The sequence below is a fragment of the Pantoea sp. WEP genome (assembly GCF_041678305.1).
GTDB classification, from domain to species: Bacteria; Pseudomonadota; Gammaproteobacteria; order Enterobacterales; family Enterobacteriaceae; genus Pantoea; species Pantoea dispersa.
On the sequence record NZ_JBGNXB010000001.1, the window covers coordinates 1,487,518 to 1,506,705 of the forward strand.

A 19,188-nucleotide genomic window follows, 5' to 3' on the forward strand; every position below is an offset into this window, starting at 1 on the left:
AGCTTGCCAGGTGGGGATTCACCGCGATGAAGCCGTCCGTTGTGAATAACGTTACTGTCTCTGGGAACCGAAACACTATGTTGCAACTCTCGGTTGTGCATCGTTTACCACAACTTTACCGCTGGTCGCTGGAACATGCCGGCGCCATTGAACGCCAGGAAGCAGCGAACGGCGCGCATGACGGGGATCTGGTCGCGCTGCGCCTGCTGAGCCATGATGGCCATCCGGCGCTGGAGATCCTGCAGCAGCTACAGGAAACGCTGGCGCAGATTCAGGTCGAGTGCAAAATTGCCGAATGTGAAGGGCAGCCGTGTTTGCTGATTCAGCGCGGCGACGAGAGCGCCACTAACTGTTGTCTGAAAAATCAGGGCGTGGCGATCGCCGAAACCTTTGACGGTCACTGAGGCCCGATCTCGCCCTGCGCGGAGGCCAGCAGCTGACGCGTATACTCTGCTGCGGGCGCGTTGAACAGCGCTTCGCATTCACCCTGTTCCACCACTTCACCCTGGCGCAACACCACCAGCTGATGACACAGCGCGCGCACCACCTGCAAATCGTGACTGATAAACAGATACGCCAGCTGATGCTGCTGCTGTAAACGGCGCAGCAGGGTGAGGATCTGCTTTTGCACCGAGCGGTCCAGCGACGAGGTGGGTTCATCCAGCACGATCAGCTGCGGCTGCAGGATCAGCGCGCGGGCGATGGCGATACGCTGGCGCTGACCGCCAGAGAATTCCGCCGGGTAGCGGCTGCGGCTCGCTGCCTCCAGACCAACCTCTTCCATCACCGCAATGACTCTGGCTTCCTGTTCGGCAGCACTGAGCTGCGGCTGGTGCACCGCCAGCCCTTCGGCAATCACCTGCTGTACCGTCATGCGCGGATTGAGTGAAGAGTTGGGATCCTGAAACACCACCTGAATGCGCTGGCGCAGCGGCAGTAGCTGCTTCGCGCTCAGCTGATGCAGCGGCTGACCGTCGAACCAGATCTCGCCGCGCGCAGCAATCAGGCGCAGCAGCGCCAGGCCGGTGGTGCTTTTGCCTGACCCGGATTCGCCGACTAACCCGAGGCTTTCGCCGCGCCGCAGGGTAAAACTGAGATTGTGTAGCGCGGTTTTTTCCGCCACGGTGCGCTTCAGCAGTCCACGGCGAATCGGGAAACCCACCTGCAAATTATTCACCTGCAACAGCGGCAGCGCGTCGTTCAGCGGCACCGGTGCGCCGTCCGGCTCGGCGGCCAGCAGCTCGCGGGTATAAGGCTGCTGCGGCTGGCGAAACAGTGCATCACAGCGGTTGTGTTCCACCTCGCGCCCGTTGCGCATCACCGTCACGCTGTGGGCCAGCTGACGCACAATGTTCAGGTTATGGGTAATGAACAGCATGCCCATGTTCAGTTCGCGCTGCAGTTCGCGCAGCAGCTGTAAAATCTGTGCCTGTACCGTGACATCCAGCGCCGTGGTGGGCTCATCGGCAATCAGCAGTTTGGGCTGCGTCAGCAAGGCCATGGCGATCATCACGCGCTGGCGCTCGCCGCCGGACAGCTGGTGCGGAAAATCCTGCAGGCGCGTCGCGGCCTGGCGAATGCCTACGCGATCGAGGCAGCTGAGAATTTCAGCGCGCGCCGCTTCACGCCGCATGCCACGGTGCAGCGACAGCACTTCATACAGCTGCTTTTCCACGCTGTGCAGCGGATTGAGTGACACCATCGGCTCCTGAAAAATCATCGCCATCTGGTTGCCGCGCAGCCCGCGCATCTCACGTTCGCTGGCCTGTAACACATCGCGCCCGTCAAACAGGATCTCGCCCTGCGGATAACTCACCGGCGGCTGCGGCAGCAGACGCATAATCGACAGCGCCGTCACGCTCTTGCCCGATCCCGATTCGCCCACCAGCGCCAGCGTTTCGCCGGCGTCAATGCGCAGCGAGATATCTTCCACCACGCGGCGCGGCCCGAACGCCACCGCCAGATGATTCACCGTTAACAAACTCATTTAGCGCCCCCGGCTCGGATCAAAGGCATCGCGTACCGCTTCGCCGATAAAAATCAGCAGCGACAGCAGCAGGGCGAGGGCGAAGAAGCCGGAAAGGCCAAGCCACGGTGCCTGTAAATTGTTTTTTCCCTGCAGCAGCAGTTCGCCCAGCGACGGCGAGCCCACCGGCAGGCCGAAGCCGAGAAAATCCAGTGAGGTTAAGGTAGTAATCGAACCGCACAGGATAAACGGCAGAAAGGTGAGCGTGGCGACCATGGCGTTGGGCAACATGTGGCGCAGCATGATGCGGCTATCGCTCACGCCCAGCGCGCGCGCGGCGCGGATATAATCAAAGTTACGCGTGCGCAGGAACTCAGCGCGCACGACGCTCACCAGGCTCATCCAGCCGAAAATCACCGTCAGCAGCAACAGCCACCAGAAATTGGGCTGAATCACGCTGGAGAGCAGAATCAGCATGAACAGCGTCGGCATGCCGGACCACACTTCAATCAATCGCTGGCCGATGAGGTCAACGCGGCCACCAAAGTAGCCCTGCAGGGCACCCACCACAATGCCAATCACGCTGGAGAACAGCGTTAACAGCAAGCCGAACAGCAGCGAGATGCGCGTGCCGTACAGCAGACGCGCCAGTACATCGCCACCGTTAGCATCGGTACCCAGCCAGTTTTGCGCGGACGGCGGTGACGGGAAGGGCACGTCGGTGGCGAAATGAATGGTGCTGTCGCTGAAGCGGATGGGCGCCCACAGCGCCCAGCCCTGCTGGTCAATACGTTGTTTCAGCCACGGATCCTGATAATCCGCCGCCGTGGCAAACTGGCCGCCAAAATCGCTCTCGCTGTAGTTAAACAGCAGCGGTGCGTACCAGCGCTGCTGATAGTGCACCAGCAGCGGTTTGTCATTGGCTAATAATTCCGCGCCCAGCGACAGCACAAAAATGAGCAGAAACAGCCACAGCGACCAGTAGCCGCGCCGGTTATGACGAAAGCGCTGCCAGCGCTGCTGGTTAACGGGAGATAAACGCATCAGCGGCCCTCAAAATCAATGCGTGGATCGACCAGCGTATAGGTCAGATCGCTGAGAATATTCATCAGCAGGCCAATCAGCGTAAAGATATACAGCGTGCCGAACATCACCGGATAGTCGCGCTGAATGGTGGCATCATAGCCGAGCAGCCCCATGCCGTTGAGTGAGAACATCACTTCAATCAGCACCGAGCTGGTGAAAAACATACTGATAAAGGTGGCGGGAAACCCGGCGATCACCAGCAGCATGGCGTTGCGGAACACGTGGCCGTACAGGATGCGCTTCTCATCCAGGCCCTTGGCGCGCGCCGTGACGACGTACTGTTTGCGCACCTCATCAAGGAACGAATTTTTCGTCAGCATGGTCAGGGTGGCAAAGCCGCCAATCACCGTAGCCAGCACCGGCAGGGTGATATGCCACAGATAATCGCTGATTTTGCTGTACCACGGAAGCGTGTCAAACTGCGGCGAAGTGAGGCCGCGTAGCGGGAACCAGTCGAGATAGCTGCCGCCGGCAAACAGCACAATCAGCATGATGGCAAACAAAAACGCCGGAATAGAGTAGCCGATGATAATAAAGATGCTGCTCCAGATATCAAACGCACTGCCGTTGCGCACCGCTTTTTTGATGCCCAGCGGAATCGACACCAGATAGATGATCAGCGTGCTCCACAACCCGAGGCTGATCGACACCGGCAGGCTCTCTTTAATCAGCTGCAGCACCGAGGCGTTACGAAACAGGCTGTCGCCAAAGTCAAAACGCAGGTAATTCCACAGCATTTCGCCATAGCGCTGCAGCAGGGGCTTATCGAAGCCGTAGCGATGGGTTATTTCTGCCACCACTTCCGGATCCAGCCCGCGTGCGCCGCGATACTGGCTGTCGCCGGGATTGTCGCGCACCAGCGCACCGCGCGCGCCGCTGTCACTGCCGCCGCTGCCAGGCAGACCGGTGCTATGACCAAACTGGATGTTGGCCAGCGCCTGATCGACCGGACCGCCCGGCGCAATCTGTACGATAAAGAAATTCAGGGTGATGATGGCCCACAGCGTGGGAATAATCAGCAACAGCCTGCGCAGGAAATAAGCACCCAAACCGCTCTCCTCAGCGTCGATCGGCCGGTAAACGACCGGCTTTGTTCACATCGTACCACCAGTTTTCCAGCCCGGTGGCAAACGCCGGTTTTATCTGCGGATGGGAAAACTTGTCCCACCAGGCCAGCCGCTGCTCGGCGTTGTACCACATCGGAATCATGTAGGCGTTCCACAGCAGCAGGCGATCCAGCGCCTGACCGAGCGGCAGCAGCGCTTTTTCATCGCCCTGATGCGCCACGATCTGCTGCACGAAATGGTCAACCAGCGGATCTTTTACCCGCGCGGTGTTCCACGATGAGCTGATGTAATCCGACTGCCAGACATACTGCAGGCTGGTGGAGGGCCACGGCATCGCCTGATAAAGCGACGGAATCATGTCGTAATCGCCTTCGCGCAGCCGGCGCAGATATTGCGAACTGTCCACCTGGCGCAGCGTCATCGTAATGCCAAGCCGTGCCAGGCTGTGCTGGAACGGCAGCGCCCAGTCGTTCAGAGAACCGCTGCGCAGCAACAGTTCAAACTGAAACGGCTGGCCGGTTTTCACGTTCACCAGCTGCTGATTTTTGATCTGCCAGCCGGCCTGCTTCAGCAGCGCCATCGCCCGCAGCAGATTGTTGCGGTCAAAGCCGCTACCGTCAGAGTGCGGCGGCGCGTAGGCATTGTTAAAGACTTCGGCAGGCAGCTGCGCCTTGTAGGGCGCGAGCAGGACCAGCTGATCGGCGTCAGGATAGCCTTTGGCGGCGTAAGCGGTGTTCTGGAAGTAGCTGTCGGTCCGCTTGTAAGCGCCGTAGAACAGCGCTTTATTCATCCACTCAAAATCAAACGCCAGCGTTAGCGCCTCGCGCACGCGGCGGTCGGCAAACAAGGCTTTCTCGTTATTGAACGCCAGCCAGCGCGTGTCGGTGGCGACGTCATTCGGCGTGGTGGCTTTCACAATGGCGTGGCTGGTGAAGTTGCGCCCGCGATATTGTGTGGCCCATTTCTTCGCCGAACTCTCCTCGCGCAGGTCATAGGCACCGGCCTTAAACGCTTCAAAAGCCACGTTGTCATCAAGATAGTAGTCGTAGCGCAGGGTATCAAAATTAAAGCGACCGCGGTTCACCGGCAGATCGGCCGCCCAGTAGTTCTTCACCCGGCTATATTGGATGAACTGGCCGGATTTGTACGAAGTGACGCGGTAAGGCCCGCTGGCGAGCGGCGGATAGCCAATCGGCTCATTGAATTTTTTGTTCTGCCAGAATTTTTCCGGCAGCACCGGCAGCGTGATCCAGCTCAGCACCAGGTCTTTATCTGGTTTGGGCATCTCAATGCGCACCGTCAGCCGGTTCAGCGCTTTCACCTGCACGCCACGAAACGCCACGCGAAACTGCGGCACGCCTTCGGTCATGAATTTGCTGAAGGTGAAGGCGACATCCTGTGCGGTGATCGGCGTACCGTCCTGAAACTGCGCGTGCGGATTGATCGACACCTCCATCCAGTGATAATCGCTGGGATAGCGTGCTGATTCGGCGATCAGCGGATAGTAGCTGCCGGGCTCATCGTCTGAGGTGGTAAACAGGCCGTCGTACAGCGTGTCAGTGCCGATACCGGGGTTGCCGCGCGACGCATAGCGGTTGAAGTTGTCGTAAGTGCCCACCACGGCGAGGGTGATCTTGCCACCTTTTGGCGCCGCCGGATTGGCGTAATCATAATGGCTGAAGTTGACCGCGTATTTCGGTTCGCCCAGCTTCGCAAAGGCATAGCTTTCATGGATAGTGACCGCGTGCACCGGCGCAATGGCGCTGCACATCAGTAGTGCTGTGGCAAGACGAAGCAGCATAAGTGGGGCGCTCTCCCTGTGGTAATCCGCACTGTATGGTAGCAGTTTCATGCGCGGTACGTGACGTTAACCCAAACTGGCCTGGTTCTGATAGTAGCTAATCAGCTTTTCCGGGCGCAGCGGGCGGCTAAACAGATACCCCTGCAGATGCGTGACGCCCCGGTTAACCAGCCAGGCCGCCTGGTCGCCGGTTTCCACCCCTTCCGCCACGGTTTTCAGGTTGAGTTTCTTTGCCAGCAGCAACACGGTGTCAAGTACCGGCGAGGTTACGGTTTCGGTGCCGATACTCTGCACAAAGCCGCGATCGATTTTCAGGTAGTCGAACGGATATTTTTCCAGATAGATCAGCGCGCTATGGCCAGTGCCAAAATCATCGATGGCAATCTTGAAATTGTGTTCATGCAGCCAGGCGAAGATTTCGCCGGCGTTCTTCTCCCGCACCATGGTGCGCTCGGTGATTTCAAATACATAGTTAAAATGATCGGCGGGCATACTGGCGATCCACGCTTGCACGTCGCGGCGAAAACTGGCCGATGCCAGATGCTGCGGTGACATATTCAGACTGAGACGGGTGCCGCGCGGCAGTTGCTGACAGAGAAAACGCGCGTCGCGCGCTACCAGGCTGAACAGATGTTGGGTCAGAGGAATAATCAGGTTTTGCGCTTCGGCGTGGCTGATAAATACATCAGGGGGGATCATGCCTTCAACCGGGTGAGTCCAGCGCAGCAGCGCTTCAACGCCATAGGGTTTGCCGTTGTGTGCCGTTACCAGCGGCTGATACTCAACGTGAAACTGACCGCGCCGGATGCCAAGCAGGATTTCACGTCCCGGTCGCTGATGCAGCGACAGCAGCAGCCAGCTGATTGCGGCAACCAGCAGCGCCAGCAGCAGGCCGGTCAGCAACGCCAGCGTGTAATCGCGTGAGGCCAGCGTGCTGCCGTAAAGCACAAAGCGCATGCTGCCGTCATCAAGCGTCAGGTCGGTGAGGGCGGGCGGCAAATCGCGGCTGCGCACCACCTGGCTGGTGCCGCTGAGCAGCGCGCTGTCGCCTGCCACCAGCGCCATGCGCGTGATTTCGGGATGGTAAGAGGCCAGCAGCTGGTAAGGCGTCATGCTGAGGTTCATGGTGGCGAGGATGCCGGTTTCGTTCGCTCCCGGACTTTTCAGCCACAGCGCCAGCGCTGGTTTGGCGGGCTGCAGCGGTGTGCCGGGCAGCAGGCGGACGTCACGGTCGCGCTCCAGCTCTGAATCGGGTGAAATGGCGCTGGCGGCCAGCAGAAATGCGCCGGTGGCCGAAGAGCAGTAAGCGTTGCCGTCGCGTACCAGTAATATCGCGCGAATGTTGCCGGCAAAGGCGGCGCGAGAGGTCAGCTCACGGTTGACGCTGTTGCAGCTGAGTTGAGTGTATTGCTGCAGTGGATAAAGGCTCTCGACCAGGGTTGACATCACCTGTTGCAGATCGTCACGGCTGTGAGCCAGCAGCTGCTGGTGTTGCTGGACGCGTTTTTGCCAGGTCAGCGTGAGCAGGACGGTGACAAACAGGATAAAAAACGCGACCCCAATAATTACGCTACTCCAGGCGATGCGCCGCGAGTAGCTGGCATGACGATTTAACGTCCCCGACAGTGGCATGGAGTTGGTTCCCCTGATCTTGCCCTTTTTATTATAAAAACGCATACAACTGTGCTGGTTCAAGGCAACGAGAATATAACGAGGCTGCGCGAAAAGTCTCGTTATATTTTTGATTCACAATTACTTTTTCCGTCATGGATTTGGCTTAAGCAACCGCAGACGAAAAAAAACGCTGCCGGGGCAGCGTTTTCAGATTCTCTGGCTGAGAACATCAGGAAGGAAGGGGATTAACTGGGATTTTTTGCCAGTACCCGACGCGCTTCGCGGTAGCGGTTTTTCCAGTAACTGTCGTTAAGGCTGGAAATCATCACGCCGCTGCTGGTAGACGCGTGTACAAAATTGTCGTTGCCGAGATAGATGCCGACATGGCGACCGGTGGAGCCGGCGCGGAACAGCACTAAATCACCCGGACGCAGTTTACTGCGTGAAATCTCTTTACCGCTGTCCTGCTGTTCCGATGTGGAACGCGGCAGCTCTAAACCAAACTGTTCGCGAAAGGTGCGCTGAACAAAAGCAGAACAGTCAATGCCGCGTTTGGTGTCGCCGCCTAAGCGATAACGCACACCTTTCCAGTCACTGTACTGCTCCATGATGCGGGACTTAACGTCCACGTTCTGCACCATTTGTTCAAATTCGTCCTGAGACGCCTGAAGTAAAAAACCATTCTGGTTGTTAACTTCATGATTCTCGTTATTCGCGTTCTGACCGTTATGGGTACTGCTACATGCCGATAAGAGGGTTGCTAATGCTACTGCGGGAATAATCCGCCTGAGGTATCTCAGAATTGGTTGAGACTTGACCATTGTACGTGTTTTCCTTCGATGTCCTTACGACAGAATGTCGCCAGCCAGATGACAAAACGGGTTGAGATTAATAAGTGCGACCCTCTAAGACAATTCCTTAATTACTAAAATGTGTTAATGCACACATTTTTGTTGCTTAAGGTACCGAATTTTATGCTGCACGGTAGTAATCGGAGTTGAGGTTAACCGATTACAGACCGCGTGGCGAGTGCTTTTATATAAATTTTTATAGGTTTTTTTGATGTGAAATCAATCTGTAACACAACGGTTACTTTATCAACAACTGGTAGCGATTTAAGCGTCAATTAACGGCAGGAACAGCGGCTAATTCTGGCGCTAAGGGAGATTTTAAGAGGGTTCTGACTGGACAGGCCAGGAATAACGCCATTGTCAGACGATTTGACGCATAGGTTTTTCTTTTATCAGAAAACGCTTAGTCCGCTAATAATTTATTGCAGAATTAAATAAGCGCAGGCGATCTTAAAAACAATGAATAATCGCCCGCGCTAAACTATTACGCCTGGGGTTTATATTTTCCGGGCAGCGAACGATAGAGCCAGTTCACCAGTTTGTCGCTGGCCGGTGTTAATAACCACCAGCTCAGGCCCACCAGCACCACCGACAGCGAACCGACCGCGATATCGGTAAACCAGTGCGCACCCGCCATCACGCGCGGCAGGGAAAAGAGCACCACAATCAGCAGGCCCATCAGGAAGGCGCGGAAGCCGAAATAGCGCCACATAAAGCAGGCGAAGATAATCAGCATCATGCCGTGGTCGCCGGGGAAGCTGTCTCTGGACGCATCTTTTGCCGGAATGCCGGTCAGTTCGCTGACGCGATGCACGTTATCAAAGAACAGCGTCGGGCTGGCATGCTTAACCGGCAGCAGATGGCCCAGCTGGTTAAGAATCACCGCCGTCAGCAGCATGGTGATACCAATCGCCAGCATACGACGTCGGCCCTGCGGCGTTTCGCGGCGCCAGAACCACAGATAGAGCAGGCCCATCGCCAGTAGCGACACCGCATCAAAACCGCGGAAATTGGTGATCGCCACCAGCAGCGCAAAGCCGTGATGGTCGACCATCTGGTCGTTAAAGCCAAAAAAGATGCCTTTGTCGAGAGCGAACCAGAACCCGTGCTCCGGCGGCAGATACCACGACATAAATAGCATCACACCCAGCGCATTCAGCAGCAGGATGGTAATCAAACGAGTAGTGCGCATAAAAGTAACTCAAAAAGAAAAAAATAACGGGCAAACCTACCGCAGCTAATTTAAACGAATCTTCAACAGGGCAGTCTGCAAGGCGTTCCAGTCGGCGGCCTGATGGTGGATCAATTCGATACGGCTATCGGGTGGCGTGACCGGGCGCGTTTCGATGAACAGGTCTTCGCCCTGACGGTTAATGCTGACCAGACCGTCAGCGGTACGCAGCACGCCTTTCACGCGATCCACCGGCGCAAGCCGCGCCCACTCTAAAGCCGGAATGGTATCGAACACCGTGTCACCATCGAAAATCCAGCCACAGGAAGCATAGCCCTGACCTTCATTTAACGCACGACGCCAGCGCGCTTCGCCTTCCAGTTTTAGCGCCGCCAGCCCCTGCGGGCGTGACGAATGATGATGATGCGCGGCATCGGGTACCGCACGATCCGCCAATGCCGGCTGACTCAGCAACGCCGGATCAATATTGCCCCAGCTGGCTTCCACCAGTTGACGGTCGCCCAAATGCTGCTGCTGCCAGCTCGCCAGCCGCTGGCGATCTTCCGCATCCCATTTGTCGCTCTTGTTGGCGATGATGATGTCTGCGGCGATCAGCTGGTCGCGAAAGTTTTCATTCTCCGTGACGCGCGTATCGGCTAACTGGCGCGGATCGAGCAGCGTCAGCGTGGCGTCCACGCGGATCCACGGCTGATAGACCGCCGCGCGCAGCATATTCAGTAACTGTTTGGGATGGCCAAGGCCGGTGGGTTCGATGATCAGGCGGTCCGGCTGGGTCTGCTTCAGCAGCATATTCAGCCCGACCTGCAGCGGCAGGCCGTTAACACAGCACATACAGCCGCCGGGGATCTCTTTCAGCGTGGCGCCGCGGTCGGCGAGCAGGGCGCCGTCAATGCCGATCTCGCCAAACTCGTTGACCAGAATGGCCCACTTTTCATTGGCCGGTTTGTGCGCCAGCAGATGTAACAGGGTGGTGGTTTTACCGCTACCGAGAAAACCGGTAATCAGGTTCACGCGCGTCATGATTTACTCCGTTAAAATAGCCGCGCCGGACAACCGCATCCGGCGCGCAGGCTGTTGTTATACTATAACAATCAACCGCCGCCGGAGAAAATCGTGCGCTTAATCGGCGCGTCCCATATAACGACGCTCGGCAATATGGATACGGATGCGATCGCCATTGCTCAGGTACTCCGGCACCTGAATCGACAGCCCGGTGCTCATGCCCGCCGGTTTGGTGCGCGCACTGGCGGATGCCCCTTTGATGCCGGGTGAGGTATCAACGATCTCCATGTCTACCGTCTGCGGCAGTTCCAGCGCCAGCACCTGACCATCCATGGTGAGCACCTGGATACCGGGAATGCCGCCTTCCGGAATAAACAGCAGCTCTTCTTCGATCTGATCTTTTTTAAAGCTGTACGGCGTGTAATCTTCGTCATCCATAAACACGTATTCGTCGCCGTCGATGTATGAGAAGGTCACCGCGCGGCGGCTGAGCTGGATGGCATCAATAATGTCGTCACCCTTGAAGCGCTCTTCAACTTTCAGGCCGGTGCGCACATCGGTGAAACGCATCTTGTACAGCGTGGCGGCACCGCGCGCGCTCGGGCTCTGGACATCGATATCCTTCACCAGCAACAGTTTACCGTTCCAGGTGACGGCCATTCCTTTTTTGATTTCGTTTGCCTTTGGCATAATGCTTGACTCGCTATAACCAGGTAGATGCGCGCCAACTTACTCGCGCGGTGAAAAACAGGCAAGTAAGGCCGGTGAAAATTGTTGGTCGCGCATAGAATTCCGCGGTGCAGACTGCTATTGTCGGCCGCTAATCTTTGCAGGAGCGCATGATGTTATGTCGAGACCAGTGCGGTGCCTGTTGCACAGCCCCCTCCATCTCTTCCCCCATTCCGGGTATGCCTGACGGCAAACCGGCCAATACCCGCTGCGTTCAGCTCGACGAACAGCAGCGCTGCAAAATTTTTGGCTCGCCGCTGCGTCCGGCGGTGTGTGCCGGTTTACAGCCACAGGCGGAGATGTGCGGCAACAGCCGCGCCGACGCCATGATCTACCTGCTGCAGCTGGAAGCGGATACCGCGCCCTGAGTTTCAGCTGACGCGAGCTGAACAGCACGCTCGTCACAGGCGCCGCGTTACAGCAACGCGTCAGCGCGCCCGCTGTGAAAAATCCTAAATCCGCCGCGAAGTGTGCGGAGCATCAAAAATCTGCTACGCCGATTGCGCATTTTCTTGCCTGTAACCGGGTGCTGTACCATATTACCTGAAACGTTTCAGCGTTGTCCTCCCGGCTAAGTCCGTGTCGCACAGCGTAATTTTTCGCCATCAGGCTGAAACGATTCACTTTCAGCAAGCGAGGAGAAATATGTTCCAGCTCGAAGTTCAGGCCATTCACACCGGCGCCAGCGCGTCCGATAAAGAACAGGCCATTCGTCAGGTTGCCGCTGCGCTTACCGCAGCCGGAAATGTGGCCGAAGGCTACGTCGACGGCATGCTGGCGCGCGAACAGCAAACCACCACCTTTCTCGGCAACGGCATCGCCATTCCGCACGGCACCACCGATACCCGCGATCTGGTGCTGAAAACCGGCGTGCAGGTTTATCAGTTCCCGCAGGGCGTGGACTGGGGCGATGGCCAGACGGCGTACGTCGCCATCGGTATTGCCGCTAAATCTGACGAGCACCTCGCGCTGCTGCGCCAGCTGACCCACGTATTAAGCGATGACAGCATCGCGGAGCAGCTGAAATCTGCCTCTGCTGAAGAGCTGCGCGCGCTGCTGATGGGTGAAAAGCAGGCCGCTGAATTCCAGTTCGATACGTCGCTGATCACCACTGACGTGGCAGCCAGCGATCTGATGACGCTGCAGGCGCTGAACGCCGGTCGTCTGCAGGCGGCCGGTGCCGTTGACGCCAGCTTTGTCGCGGACGTTGTCTCGCACGCGCCGCTCAGCCTCGGTCAGGGCATCTGGCTGAGCGACAGCACGCACGGCAACCTCAACAGCGCGGTGGCAGTGAGCCGCAGCGCGACGCCGCTGACGCATCAGGGCGAACCGGTAGCGCTGCTGCTGACGGTCGCCGCCACCGATCAGCGCCCGCTTGAGGTGCTGGGCTACCTCAGCAATCTGCTGCTGAACAAGCAGGCTGAACGCCTGCTGAAGGCGGACGCGGCGGGCATTCTCGCGCTGCTGACCAGCGAAGTTGATGAAGCCGCGGACGTCTTAACCGCGGAATTCACCATCCGCAACGAGCACGGTCTGCATGCGCGTCCGGGCACCGCGCTGGTGAGCGTGATCAAGCAGTTCAACAGCGATATCACCGTGACCAATCTCGACGGCAGCGGTAAGCCGGCTAACGGGCGCAGCCTGATGAAGGTGGTCGCGCTGGGCGTGAAGAAAGGCCATCGTCTGCGTTTCACCGCCAGCGGTGACGATGCGCAGCAGGCACTGCACGCTATCGAAGAAGCCATTAATAGCGGTCTGGGCGAGGGGGCAGCATGAGTCGTCGCGTTGCCACTATCACCCTGAACCCGGCGTACGATCTGGTCGGCTACACGCCGGAGATCGAGCGTGGCGAAGTTAACCTGGTCAAAACCACCGGGCTGCACGCTGCGGGTAAAGGCATCAATGTCGCCAAAGTGCTGAAAGATCTCGGCATCGACGTTACCGTCGGCGGCTTCCTCGGCAAAGAGAATCAGGACGGCTTTCAGCAGCTGTTCAGCGAACTCGGCATCGCTAACCGTTTTCAGGTGGTGCAGGGCCGTACCCGCATTAACGTTAAGCTGACGGAAAAAGACGGCGACGTCACCGACCTCAATTTCTCGGGCTTTGACGTCACGCCCCAGGACTGGGACCGCTTCACCGCCGACTCGCTGACCTGGCTGGGCCAGTTCGATATGGTGTGCGTCAGCGGCAGCCTGCCAGCCGGCGTTGCGCCGGACGCGTTCACCAAATGGATGAGCGATCTGCGCACCCACTGCCCATGCATCATTTTTGACAGCAGCCGTGAAGCGCTGGTGGCCGGTCTGAAAGCGGCACCGTGGCTGGTAAAACCCAATCGCCGCGAGCTTGAGATCTGGGCCGGCCGCAAGCTGCCGACGCTGCAGGATGTGATTGACGCCGCGCACCAGCTGCGCGAGCAGGGCATTGCCCACGTGGTGATCTCCCTCGGTGCGGAAGGCGCGCTGTGGGTCAATGCCTCTGGCGAATGGATCGCCAAACCGCCTGCGTGTGAAGTGGTCAGCACCGTAGGCGCTGGAGATTCGATGGTTGGCGGCCTGATTTATGGCCTGCTGATGCGGGAATCCAGTGAACACACGCTGCGTCTGGCGACGGCGGTGGCGGCCATGGCCGTCAGCCAGAGCAACGTCGGCGTGACCGATCGTACCCAGTTGGCCGCGATGATGGCGCGCGTCGACTTACAACCCGTTAACTAACAGCAGGAGAGCGATAATGAAAACGCTGCTGATAAAAGATTCGTCACTCGGCCTGGCATCAGGCCATTTAGCCTCGGAACGTCTGCAGGCGGCGGCAGGGCAGGCAGGACTGACGCTGGTCGACAGCGCCGCGGACGCCGAACTGGTGCTGGTGATTGGCCAGCAGGTTACCGACAACGCGCAGCTCGCCGGCAAGTCCGTTGCCCTCGTGGACGTGCAGCAGGCGCTGCGCGATCCGCAGGCGGCGCTGGCGCTGGCTAAAGATGCGGCGCAACCGTGGCAGCCGGCTGCGGCAACCCCGGCGGCAAGCGCACCGGCGCAGCGCACCGGGCAGAAACGTATTGTGGCCGTCACCGCCTGTCCGACCGGCGTGGCGCATACCTTCATGGCAGCCGAGGCGATTGAGGCGGAAGCCAGCAAGCGCGGCTGGTGGGTAAAAGTGGAAACCCGCGGCTCAGTCGGCGCCGGCAACCCGATCACCCCTGAAGAAGTGGCGGCGGCCGATCTGGTGATCGTTGCGGCGGATATCGACGTTGATCTGGCGAAATTTGCCGGCAAACCGATGTACCGCACCTCCACCAGTCTGGCGCTGAAGAAAACCGCACAGGAGCTGGATAAAGCGCAGGCGGAAGCCAAAGTCTGGCAGCCTTCCGGCAACCAGGCGGCAGCCAGCCAGAGCGACAGCAAAGAGAAAGCCGGTGCCTATCGGCATCTGCTGACCGGCGTATCTTATATGCTGCCGATGGTGGTCGCCGGCGGTCTGAGCATTGCGCTGTCATTCGCCTTTGGGATTACCGCGTTTAAAGAGCAGGGCACCTTAGCCGCGGCGCTGATGCAGATCGGTGGCGGCAGCGCCTTTGCGCTGATGGTGCCGGTGCTGGCGGGCTTTATCGCCTTCTCGATTGCTGACCGTCCGGGCCTGACGCCGGGTCTGATTGGCGGCATGATTGCCACCAGCATCAACGCCGGTTTCCTTGGCGGCATTATCGCCGGTTTCATCGCCGGTTACGCCGCGAAACTGCTGAGCAGCAAAGTGAAGCTGCCGCAAAGTATGGAAGCGCTGAAGCCGATTCTGATCATTCCGCTGGTGGCCAGTCTGATTACCGGCCTGCTGATGATTTACGTGGTAGGCAAACCGGTTGCCGGCATCATGAGCGGCCTGACCAGCTGGCTGGCGAATATGGGCACCGCTAACGCGGTTCTGCTGGGCGCGATTCTGGGCGGCATGATGTGTACTGACATGGGCGGTCCGGTGAACAAAGTGGCTTACGCCTTTGGTGTTGGTCTGTTGAGTTCGCAAACCTACGCGCCGATGGCCGCGATCATGGCGGCCGGTATGGTGCCACCGCTGGCGATGGGGCTGGCAACGCTGGTAGCGCGTCGTAAGTTCAATAAAGGTCAGCAGGAAGGCGGTAAAGCCGCGCTGGTACTCGGCCTGTGCTTTATCTCCGAAGGTGCCATTCCGTTTGCGGCACGTGATCCGATGCGCGTGCTGCCATGCTGTATCGTGGGTGGCGCAGTGACCGGGGCTATCTCCATGGCGATGGGGGCCAAACTGATGGCGCCGCACGGCGGGCTGTTCGTCCTGCTGATTCCAGGCGCCATTACCCCGGTGCTGGGTTACCTGCTGGCGATTGTGATTGGTACGCTGATTGCGGGTCTGGGCTATGCGATTCTGAAACGTCCGGAAGAGGAACTGGCCAAAGCCGCGTAACGGCAGCCAGGAACAACAAAGGGAGCCGCGGCTCCCTTTTTTTATTGGCGCAGGCCCCGGTGAAACCCGTTACGCCTGCTGCTCGGCCTTCAGCCAGGCAATTTCATCTTTCCAGATATCCGGATTGATGGTTTCGAGAATCATCGGGATACCGTCAAAACGCGCATCCTTCATCAGCCAGCTAAACGCGGTCTTGCCAATGTTGCCCTCGCCGAGGCTGTGATGGCGATCCACGCGGCTGCCGAGCGTGCTTTTGGCATCGTTCAGGTGCATACCGCGCAGATACTGAAAGCCCACCACGCGCTCAAACTCGGCAAAGGTGGCTTCACAGGCAGCTTCGCTGCGTAAATCATATCCGCCAGCGAAGGCGTGGCAGGTGTCGATGCATACGCCGACGCGCGATTTATCCTCGACGTGGTCAATAATCGCCGCGAGGTGTTCAAAGCGGAAACCGAGGTTGCTGCCCTGGCCGGCGGTATTCTCAATCACTGCTACCACGTTGTGGGTTTTATCCAGCGCAATGTTGATCGACTCGGCGATGCGCTTCAGGCAGGCATCTTCATCAATCTGCTGCAGGTGGCTGCCGGGATGGAAGTTGAGCAGCGTCAGACCAAGCTGTTCGGCGCGCTGCATCTCATCGATAAACGCCTCGCGCGATTTCTCCAGCGCGTCCATCACCGGGTGGCCGAGGTTAATCAGATAGCTGTCGTGCGGCAGGATTTGCGCGGCGCTAAAGTTGTATTGATCGCAGGCGGTTTTAAAAGCGTCGATCACCTGCGCAGAGAGCGGCGCGGCTTTCCACTGGCGCTGATTTTTAGTGAACAGCGCAAAGGCTGTGGCTTCGATTTCATGGGCACGGATCACTGCCTGGTCTACGCCGCCGGATGCGCTTACGTGTGCGCCGATATATTTCATGCCGCTCTCCTGAATGGGCGATTGCTGATGCAAAACGCCCATGATAGCGGATGCGCTTACGCCATGAAATGTTGCACCAGCACATTCAGTGCGCCGCCGCCAAGAATCAGCCAGATAAACATCAGCAGACCAAGCAGCAGCGGTTTGACGCCCGCCTGCTTCAGCGCGCCGAAACGGGTGGTTAAGCCCAGCGCCGCCATCGCCATCGCCAGCAGCAGATTCGCCAGCTGATTTAGTCCCGCTACCACCGGCGGTGGCAGCAGATGCAGCGAGTTAAACAGCGCCACCACAATAAACAGCAGGGCAAACCACGGAAAGCGGATCGGCTGCTGTGCCTGACGCTGGTGGCTGCGCTGGCGCTGCAGCCAGCTGCCGAGGATCAGCAGAAACGGTGCCAGCATCATCACCCGCAGCATCTTGGCGATGACCGCCGTGTTCTCCGTTTCCGCGCCCATCGCATGGCCAGCCGCCACCACCTGCGCCACTTCGTGCAGCGTCGAGCCGGTAAAGACGCCAAAGTGCTGTGCGCTGACCTGCGGCAGCAGCGTCCAGAGAAACGGGTACAGCACAATGCCGACGGTGCCAAACAGCACCACGGTGGCCACCGCGACCGCCACTTTCGACGGTGCAGCTTTGATCACCGGTTCACTTGCCAGCACCGCTGCCGCACCGCAGATGCTGCTGCCGGCACCAATCAGCCACACGGTTTCGCGATCCATTTTCAGTACACGGATGCCGATCAGGCAGGTGATCAGAAAGGTTGAGCTCAGCACCAGCACATCAATCAGCACGCCGCTGACGCCGACATCGGCGATCTGCTGCACGGTGATGCGGAAGCCGTAAAGAATGATGCCGAGGCGCAGCAGACGCTGTTTGGCCAGCAGCACCCCACTGTCGCACGGGGTCGCAACGCGGGGATACAGGCTATTACCCAGCACGATGCCGATAATGATGGCCAGCGTCAGCGCGCCGAATCCCGCGCCCGCCAGCCACGGCTGACTGGCCAGCCACGCGGCACCTGCGGCGATGGCGGCGGTCAGCAGCAGTCCCGGCAGCCAGCGATGAACATGAAAAGGGGTTTTGTTGACGCTTAGTTCAGCCATAATACGCTTCTCCTCAGTGAGGCTTTAGCGTGCGCCTGGCTGGCTTAAAAGTGAAATTGATAATATATTTATAATCAACCGGAATAAGTGATAAGGAAGGGCAACAATGTTCATGCGCTTGCGCCGCTGGGCGAAGCTCATCAAACGGGACGTGCTGACGCTGTGGTTTGCCTGTCGCGATCCGCGTACGCCGTGGTGGTTTAAGCTGCTGGCGTTTGGCATCGTCGCTTATGCGCTCAGCCCCATCGATCTGATTCCGGACTTCATCCCGATTATTGGCCTGCTGGATGACGCGATTATCATCCCGCTCGGCGTGATGATCCTGCTGCGTCTGCTGCCGCGCGACGTGCGCATCAGCAGCGCCGAACGCGCCGAGGTGCAGCGGGCGCGCGGCAAAAAGATCGTCAGCTGGAGCGGCCTGATTCTGATGCTGCTGATCTGGCTGGCGGTGGTGATCTATCTGGTGAAGCGGTACGCCATGTAAGGAGCACGCATGCACATTACGCTGCGTCAGATTGAAGTGTTTACCGAGGTGCTGAAAAGCGGCTCAACTACTCAGGCCTCGCAGGTGCTGGCGCTGTCGCAGTCGGCGGTCAGCGCGGCCCTGGCCGATCTGGAAAGTCAGCTCGGCGTGCAGCTGTTTGATCGCGTCGGCAAACGGCTGGTGCTCAACGAGCACGGCCGGCTGCTCTATCCGCGTGCGGTCGGGCTGCTGGAGCAGGCGATTGAGATCGAACAGCTGTTTAAAGAGGACAACGGAGCGATTCGCCTGTTTGCCAGCAGCACCATCGGCAACTATCTGCTGCCGGGGATGATCGCCGCGTATCGCCGCGATTTTCCCATGCTGCCGCTGGAGCTGAGCGTTGGCAACAGCCAGGACGCCATCAATGCGGTGGCTGATTTTCGCGTCGATATCGGCCTGATTGAAGGGCCGTGCCATGAGCCGGATATCATCAGCGAACCGTGGCTGGAAGATGAACTGGTGGTGTTCGCCGCGCCGGATGCGCCGCTGTTACAGCAGCCGGCGACGCTGGAGACGCTGGCCGCTGCGCCGTGGATCCTGCGCGAGCGCGGTTCCGGTACGCGTGAGATTGTCGATTACCTGCTGCTGTCGCACCTGCCGCAGTTTCAGCTGGGGATGGAGTTAGGCAATTCGGAGGCAATTAAACACGCGGTGCGCCACGGCATGGGCATCAGCTGCTTATCGCGCCGGGTGATTGCCGATCTGCTGGAGGCGGGCACGCTGAAGGAAGTGCCGGTGCCCCTGCCGCGCCTGACGCGCACCCTGTATCGCATCCATCACCGGCAGAAACATCTGTCGAAAGCGCTGAGCCGCTTCCTCGCCTATTGCCGGGAATAGCCAGTCTGCCCTGTGCTGTGGCTAATAATTCCCGGCCGATTATGAAGGTAACTAATAACCCGAGGCGAATGCTATAC

18 protein-coding genes are annotated in these 19,188 nt (G+C 58.7%); 7 read left to right on the top strand and 11 right to left on the bottom strand.

The window, feature by feature from the left end; genetic code table 11:
• Positions 1 to 77 precede the first annotated feature (77 nt).
• A complete protein-coding gene (locus ABVR31_RS06815) occupies positions 78 to 404 on the top strand; it encodes a hypothetical protein (RefSeq protein ID WP_021509254.1) in 327 nt (108 codons plus the stop codon).
• Here the strand turns inward: ABVR31_RS06815 and yejF are convergent.
• The 9 genes from yejF to yeiP form a co-directional block, all read right to left on the bottom strand.
• Positions 398 to 1,987 carry a microcin C ABC transporter ATP-binding protein YejF gene (gene yejF / locus ABVR31_RS06820; protein ID WP_372772203.1) on the bottom strand — a complete coding sequence of 530 codons (1,590 nt, stop codon included), beginning with the start codon at positions 1,985 to 1,987 and terminating at the stop codon, positions 398 to 400. The two genes, ABVR31_RS06815 and yejF, sit on opposite strands and share 7 nt — an antisense overlap.
• Positions 1,988 to 3,010: an ABC transporter permease gene (locus tag ABVR31_RS06825; protein WP_021509256.1), complete on the bottom strand. Its 1,023-nt coding sequence runs from the start codon at positions 3,008 to 3,010 to the stop codon at positions 1,988 to 1,990. It abuts the gene before it with no gap.
• Complete coding sequence (locus ABVR31_RS06830; protein WP_059009158.1) at positions 3,010 to 4,101, bottom strand: microcin C ABC transporter permease YejB; 1,092 nt, start codon at positions 4,099 to 4,101, stop codon at positions 3,010 to 3,012. The genes ABVR31_RS06825 and ABVR31_RS06830 overlap by 1 nt, the downstream gene beginning before the upstream one ends.
• Positions 4,102 to 4,111: 10 nt before the next feature.
• On the bottom strand, positions 4,112 to 5,920 hold the full coding sequence (locus tag ABVR31_RS06835) for an extracellular solute-binding protein (protein ID WP_372772206.1): 1,809 nt from the start codon (positions 5,918 to 5,920) through the stop codon (positions 4,112 to 4,114).
• Between the two features lie 66 nt (positions 5,921 to 5,986).
• Entirely contained in the window at positions 5,987 to 7,552 is a 1,566-nt protein-coding gene (locus ABVR31_RS06840) for a cyclic di-GMP phosphodiesterase (RefSeq protein ID WP_058780320.1), read from the bottom strand.
• A 227-nt stretch (positions 7,553 to 7,779) separates the two neighbouring features.
• Positions 7,780 to 8,355: a bifunctional murein DD-endopeptidase/murein LD-carboxypeptidase gene (gene mepS, locus ABVR31_RS06845; protein ID WP_031280047.1), complete on the bottom strand. Its 576-nt coding sequence runs from the start codon at positions 8,353 to 8,355 to the stop codon at positions 7,780 to 7,782.
• 514 nt (positions 8,356 to 8,869) lie between these two features.
• Positions 8,870 to 9,577 (bottom strand): phosphatase PAP2 family protein, encoded by a 708-nt coding sequence (locus ABVR31_RS06850; RefSeq protein ID WP_058769930.1) that lies wholly within the window; start codon positions 9,575 to 9,577, stop codon positions 8,870 to 8,872.
• A 45-nt stretch (positions 9,578 to 9,622) separates the two neighbouring features.
• A complete protein-coding gene (locus tag ABVR31_RS06855; protein WP_058769931.1) occupies positions 9,623 to 10,597 on the bottom strand; it encodes a GTP-binding protein in 975 nt (324 codons plus the stop codon).
• Between the two features lie 99 nt (positions 10,598 to 10,696).
• Positions 10,697 to 11,269 (bottom strand): elongation factor P-like protein YeiP, encoded by a 573-nt coding sequence (gene yeiP / locus ABVR31_RS06860; RefSeq protein ID WP_031280049.1) that lies wholly within the window; start codon positions 11,267 to 11,269, stop codon positions 10,697 to 10,699.
• A gap of 152 nt (positions 11,270 to 11,421) precedes the next feature.
• Between yeiP and ABVR31_RS06865 the strand changes: the two genes are divergently transcribed.
• The 4 genes from ABVR31_RS06865 to fruA all read left to right on the top strand — a co-directional run bounded on the left by ABVR31_RS06865 (position 11,422) and on the right by fruA (position 15,733).
• The gene (locus ABVR31_RS06865) at positions 11,422 to 11,676 is read left to right on the top strand and encodes a YkgJ family cysteine cluster protein (protein ID WP_058757250.1); all 255 of its coding nucleotides are present in this window, start codon (positions 11,422 to 11,424) and stop codon (positions 11,674 to 11,676) included.
• Between the two features lie 277 nt (positions 11,677 to 11,953).
• Positions 11,954 to 13,084 (top strand): fused PTS fructose transporter subunit IIA/HPr protein, encoded by a 1,131-nt coding sequence (gene fruB / locus ABVR31_RS06870; protein ID WP_372772209.1) that lies wholly within the window; start codon positions 11,954 to 11,956, stop codon positions 13,082 to 13,084.
• Complete coding sequence (fruK, locus tag ABVR31_RS06875) at positions 13,081 to 14,019, top strand: 1-phosphofructokinase (RefSeq protein ID WP_021509266.1); 939 nt, start codon at positions 13,081 to 13,083, stop codon at positions 14,017 to 14,019. Before fruB ends, fruK begins: the two co-directional genes overlap by 4 nt.
• Positions 14,020 to 14,035: 16 nt before the next feature.
• Entirely contained in the window at positions 14,036 to 15,733 is a 1,698-nt protein-coding gene (fruA, locus tag ABVR31_RS06880) for a PTS fructose transporter subunit IIBC (RefSeq protein ID WP_372772211.1), read from the top strand.
• A 69-nt stretch (positions 15,734 to 15,802) separates the two neighbouring features.
• Here the strand turns inward: fruA and nfo are convergent, their stop codons facing one another.
• Both nfo and ABVR31_RS06890 read right to left on the bottom strand, forming a co-directional pair.
• Entirely contained in the window at positions 15,803 to 16,648 is an 846-nt protein-coding gene (gene nfo, locus ABVR31_RS06885) for a deoxyribonuclease IV (RefSeq protein WP_058775787.1), read from the bottom strand.
• A 56-nt stretch (positions 16,649 to 16,704) separates the two neighbouring features.
• The gene (locus ABVR31_RS06890) at positions 16,705 to 17,751 is read right to left on the bottom strand and encodes a YeiH family putative sulfate export transporter (RefSeq protein ID WP_125309752.1); all 1,047 of its coding nucleotides are present in this window, start codon (positions 17,749 to 17,751) and stop codon (positions 16,705 to 16,707) included.
• 106 nt (positions 17,752 to 17,857) lie between these two features.
• Here ABVR31_RS06890 and ABVR31_RS06895 point away from each other — a divergent pair, with 106 nt between their 5' ends.
• Together ABVR31_RS06895 and yieE are read left to right on the top strand one after the other, a co-directional pair.
• A complete protein-coding gene (locus ABVR31_RS06895) occupies positions 17,858 to 18,235 on the top strand; it encodes a YkvA family protein (protein WP_058757253.1) in 378 nt (125 codons plus the stop codon).
• A gap of 9 nt (positions 18,236 to 18,244) precedes the next feature.
• On the top strand, positions 18,245 to 19,111 hold the full coding sequence (gene yieE, locus ABVR31_RS06900; protein WP_372772214.1) for a DNA-binding transcriptional regulator YeiE: 867 nt from the start codon (positions 18,245 to 18,247) through the stop codon (positions 19,109 to 19,111).
• The last annotated feature ends 77 nt before the right edge of the window (positions 19,112 to 19,188 follow it).

Excerpts from the sequence above, each read along its gene's own strand:
- ABVR31_RS06840 (WP_058780320.1), bottom strand. The coding sequence starts at position 7,552 with ATGCCACTGTCGGGGACGTTAAATCGTCATGCCAGCTACTCGCGGCGC.
- ABVR31_RS06815 (WP_021509254.1), top strand. The coding sequence starts at position 78 with ATGTTGCAACTCTCGGTTGTGCATCGTTTACCACAACTTTACCGCTGG.
- ABVR31_RS06850 (WP_058769930.1), bottom strand. The coding sequence starts at position 9,577 with ATGCGCACTACTCGTTTGATTACCATCCTGCTGCTGAATGCGCTGGGT.
- ABVR31_RS06835 (WP_372772206.1), bottom strand. The coding sequence starts at position 5,920 with ATGCTGCTTCGTCTTGCCACAGCACTACTGATGTGCAGCGCCATTGCG.
- ABVR31_RS06895 (WP_058757253.1), top strand. The coding sequence starts at position 17,858 with ATGTTCATGCGCTTGCGCCGCTGGGCGAAGCTCATCAAACGGGACGTG.
- mepS (WP_031280047.1), bottom strand. The coding sequence starts at position 8,355 with ATGGTCAAGTCTCAACCAATTCTGAGATACCTCAGGCGGATTATTCCC.
- yejF (WP_372772203.1), bottom strand. The coding sequence starts at position 1,987 with ATGAGTTTGTTAACGGTGAATCATCTGGCGGTGGCGTTCGGGCCGCGC.
- fruA (WP_372772211.1), top strand. The coding sequence starts at position 14,036 with ATGAAAACGCTGCTGATAAAAGATTCGTCACTCGGCCTGGCATCAGGC.
- ABVR31_RS06890 (WP_125309752.1), bottom strand. The coding sequence starts at position 17,751 with ATGGCTGAACTAAGCGTCAACAAAACCCCTTTTCATGTTCATCGCTGG.
- fruB (WP_372772209.1), top strand. The coding sequence starts at position 11,954 with ATGTTCCAGCTCGAAGTTCAGGCCATTCACACCGGCGCCAGCGCGTCC.
- nfo (WP_058775787.1), bottom strand. The coding sequence starts at position 16,648 with ATGAAATATATCGGCGCACACGTAAGCGCATCCGGCGGCGTAGACCAG.
- ABVR31_RS06825 (WP_021509256.1), bottom strand. The coding sequence starts at position 3,010 with ATGCGTTTATCTCCCGTTAACCAGCAGCGCTGGCAGCGCTTTCGTCAT.
- fruK (WP_021509266.1), top strand. The coding sequence starts at position 13,081 with ATGAGTCGTCGCGTTGCCACTATCACCCTGAACCCGGCGTACGATCTG.
- yieE (WP_372772214.1), top strand. The coding sequence starts at position 18,245 with ATGCACATTACGCTGCGTCAGATTGAAGTGTTTACCGAGGTGCTGAAA.
- yeiP (WP_031280049.1), bottom strand. The coding sequence starts at position 11,269 with ATGCCAAAGGCAAACGAAATCAAAAAAGGAATGGCCGTCACCTGGAAC.
- ABVR31_RS06855 (WP_058769931.1), bottom strand. The coding sequence starts at position 10,597 with ATGACGCGCGTGAACCTGATTACCGGTTTTCTCGGTAGCGGTAAAACC.
- ABVR31_RS06865 (WP_058757250.1), top strand. The coding sequence starts at position 11,422 with ATGTTATGTCGAGACCAGTGCGGTGCCTGTTGCACAGCCCCCTCCATC.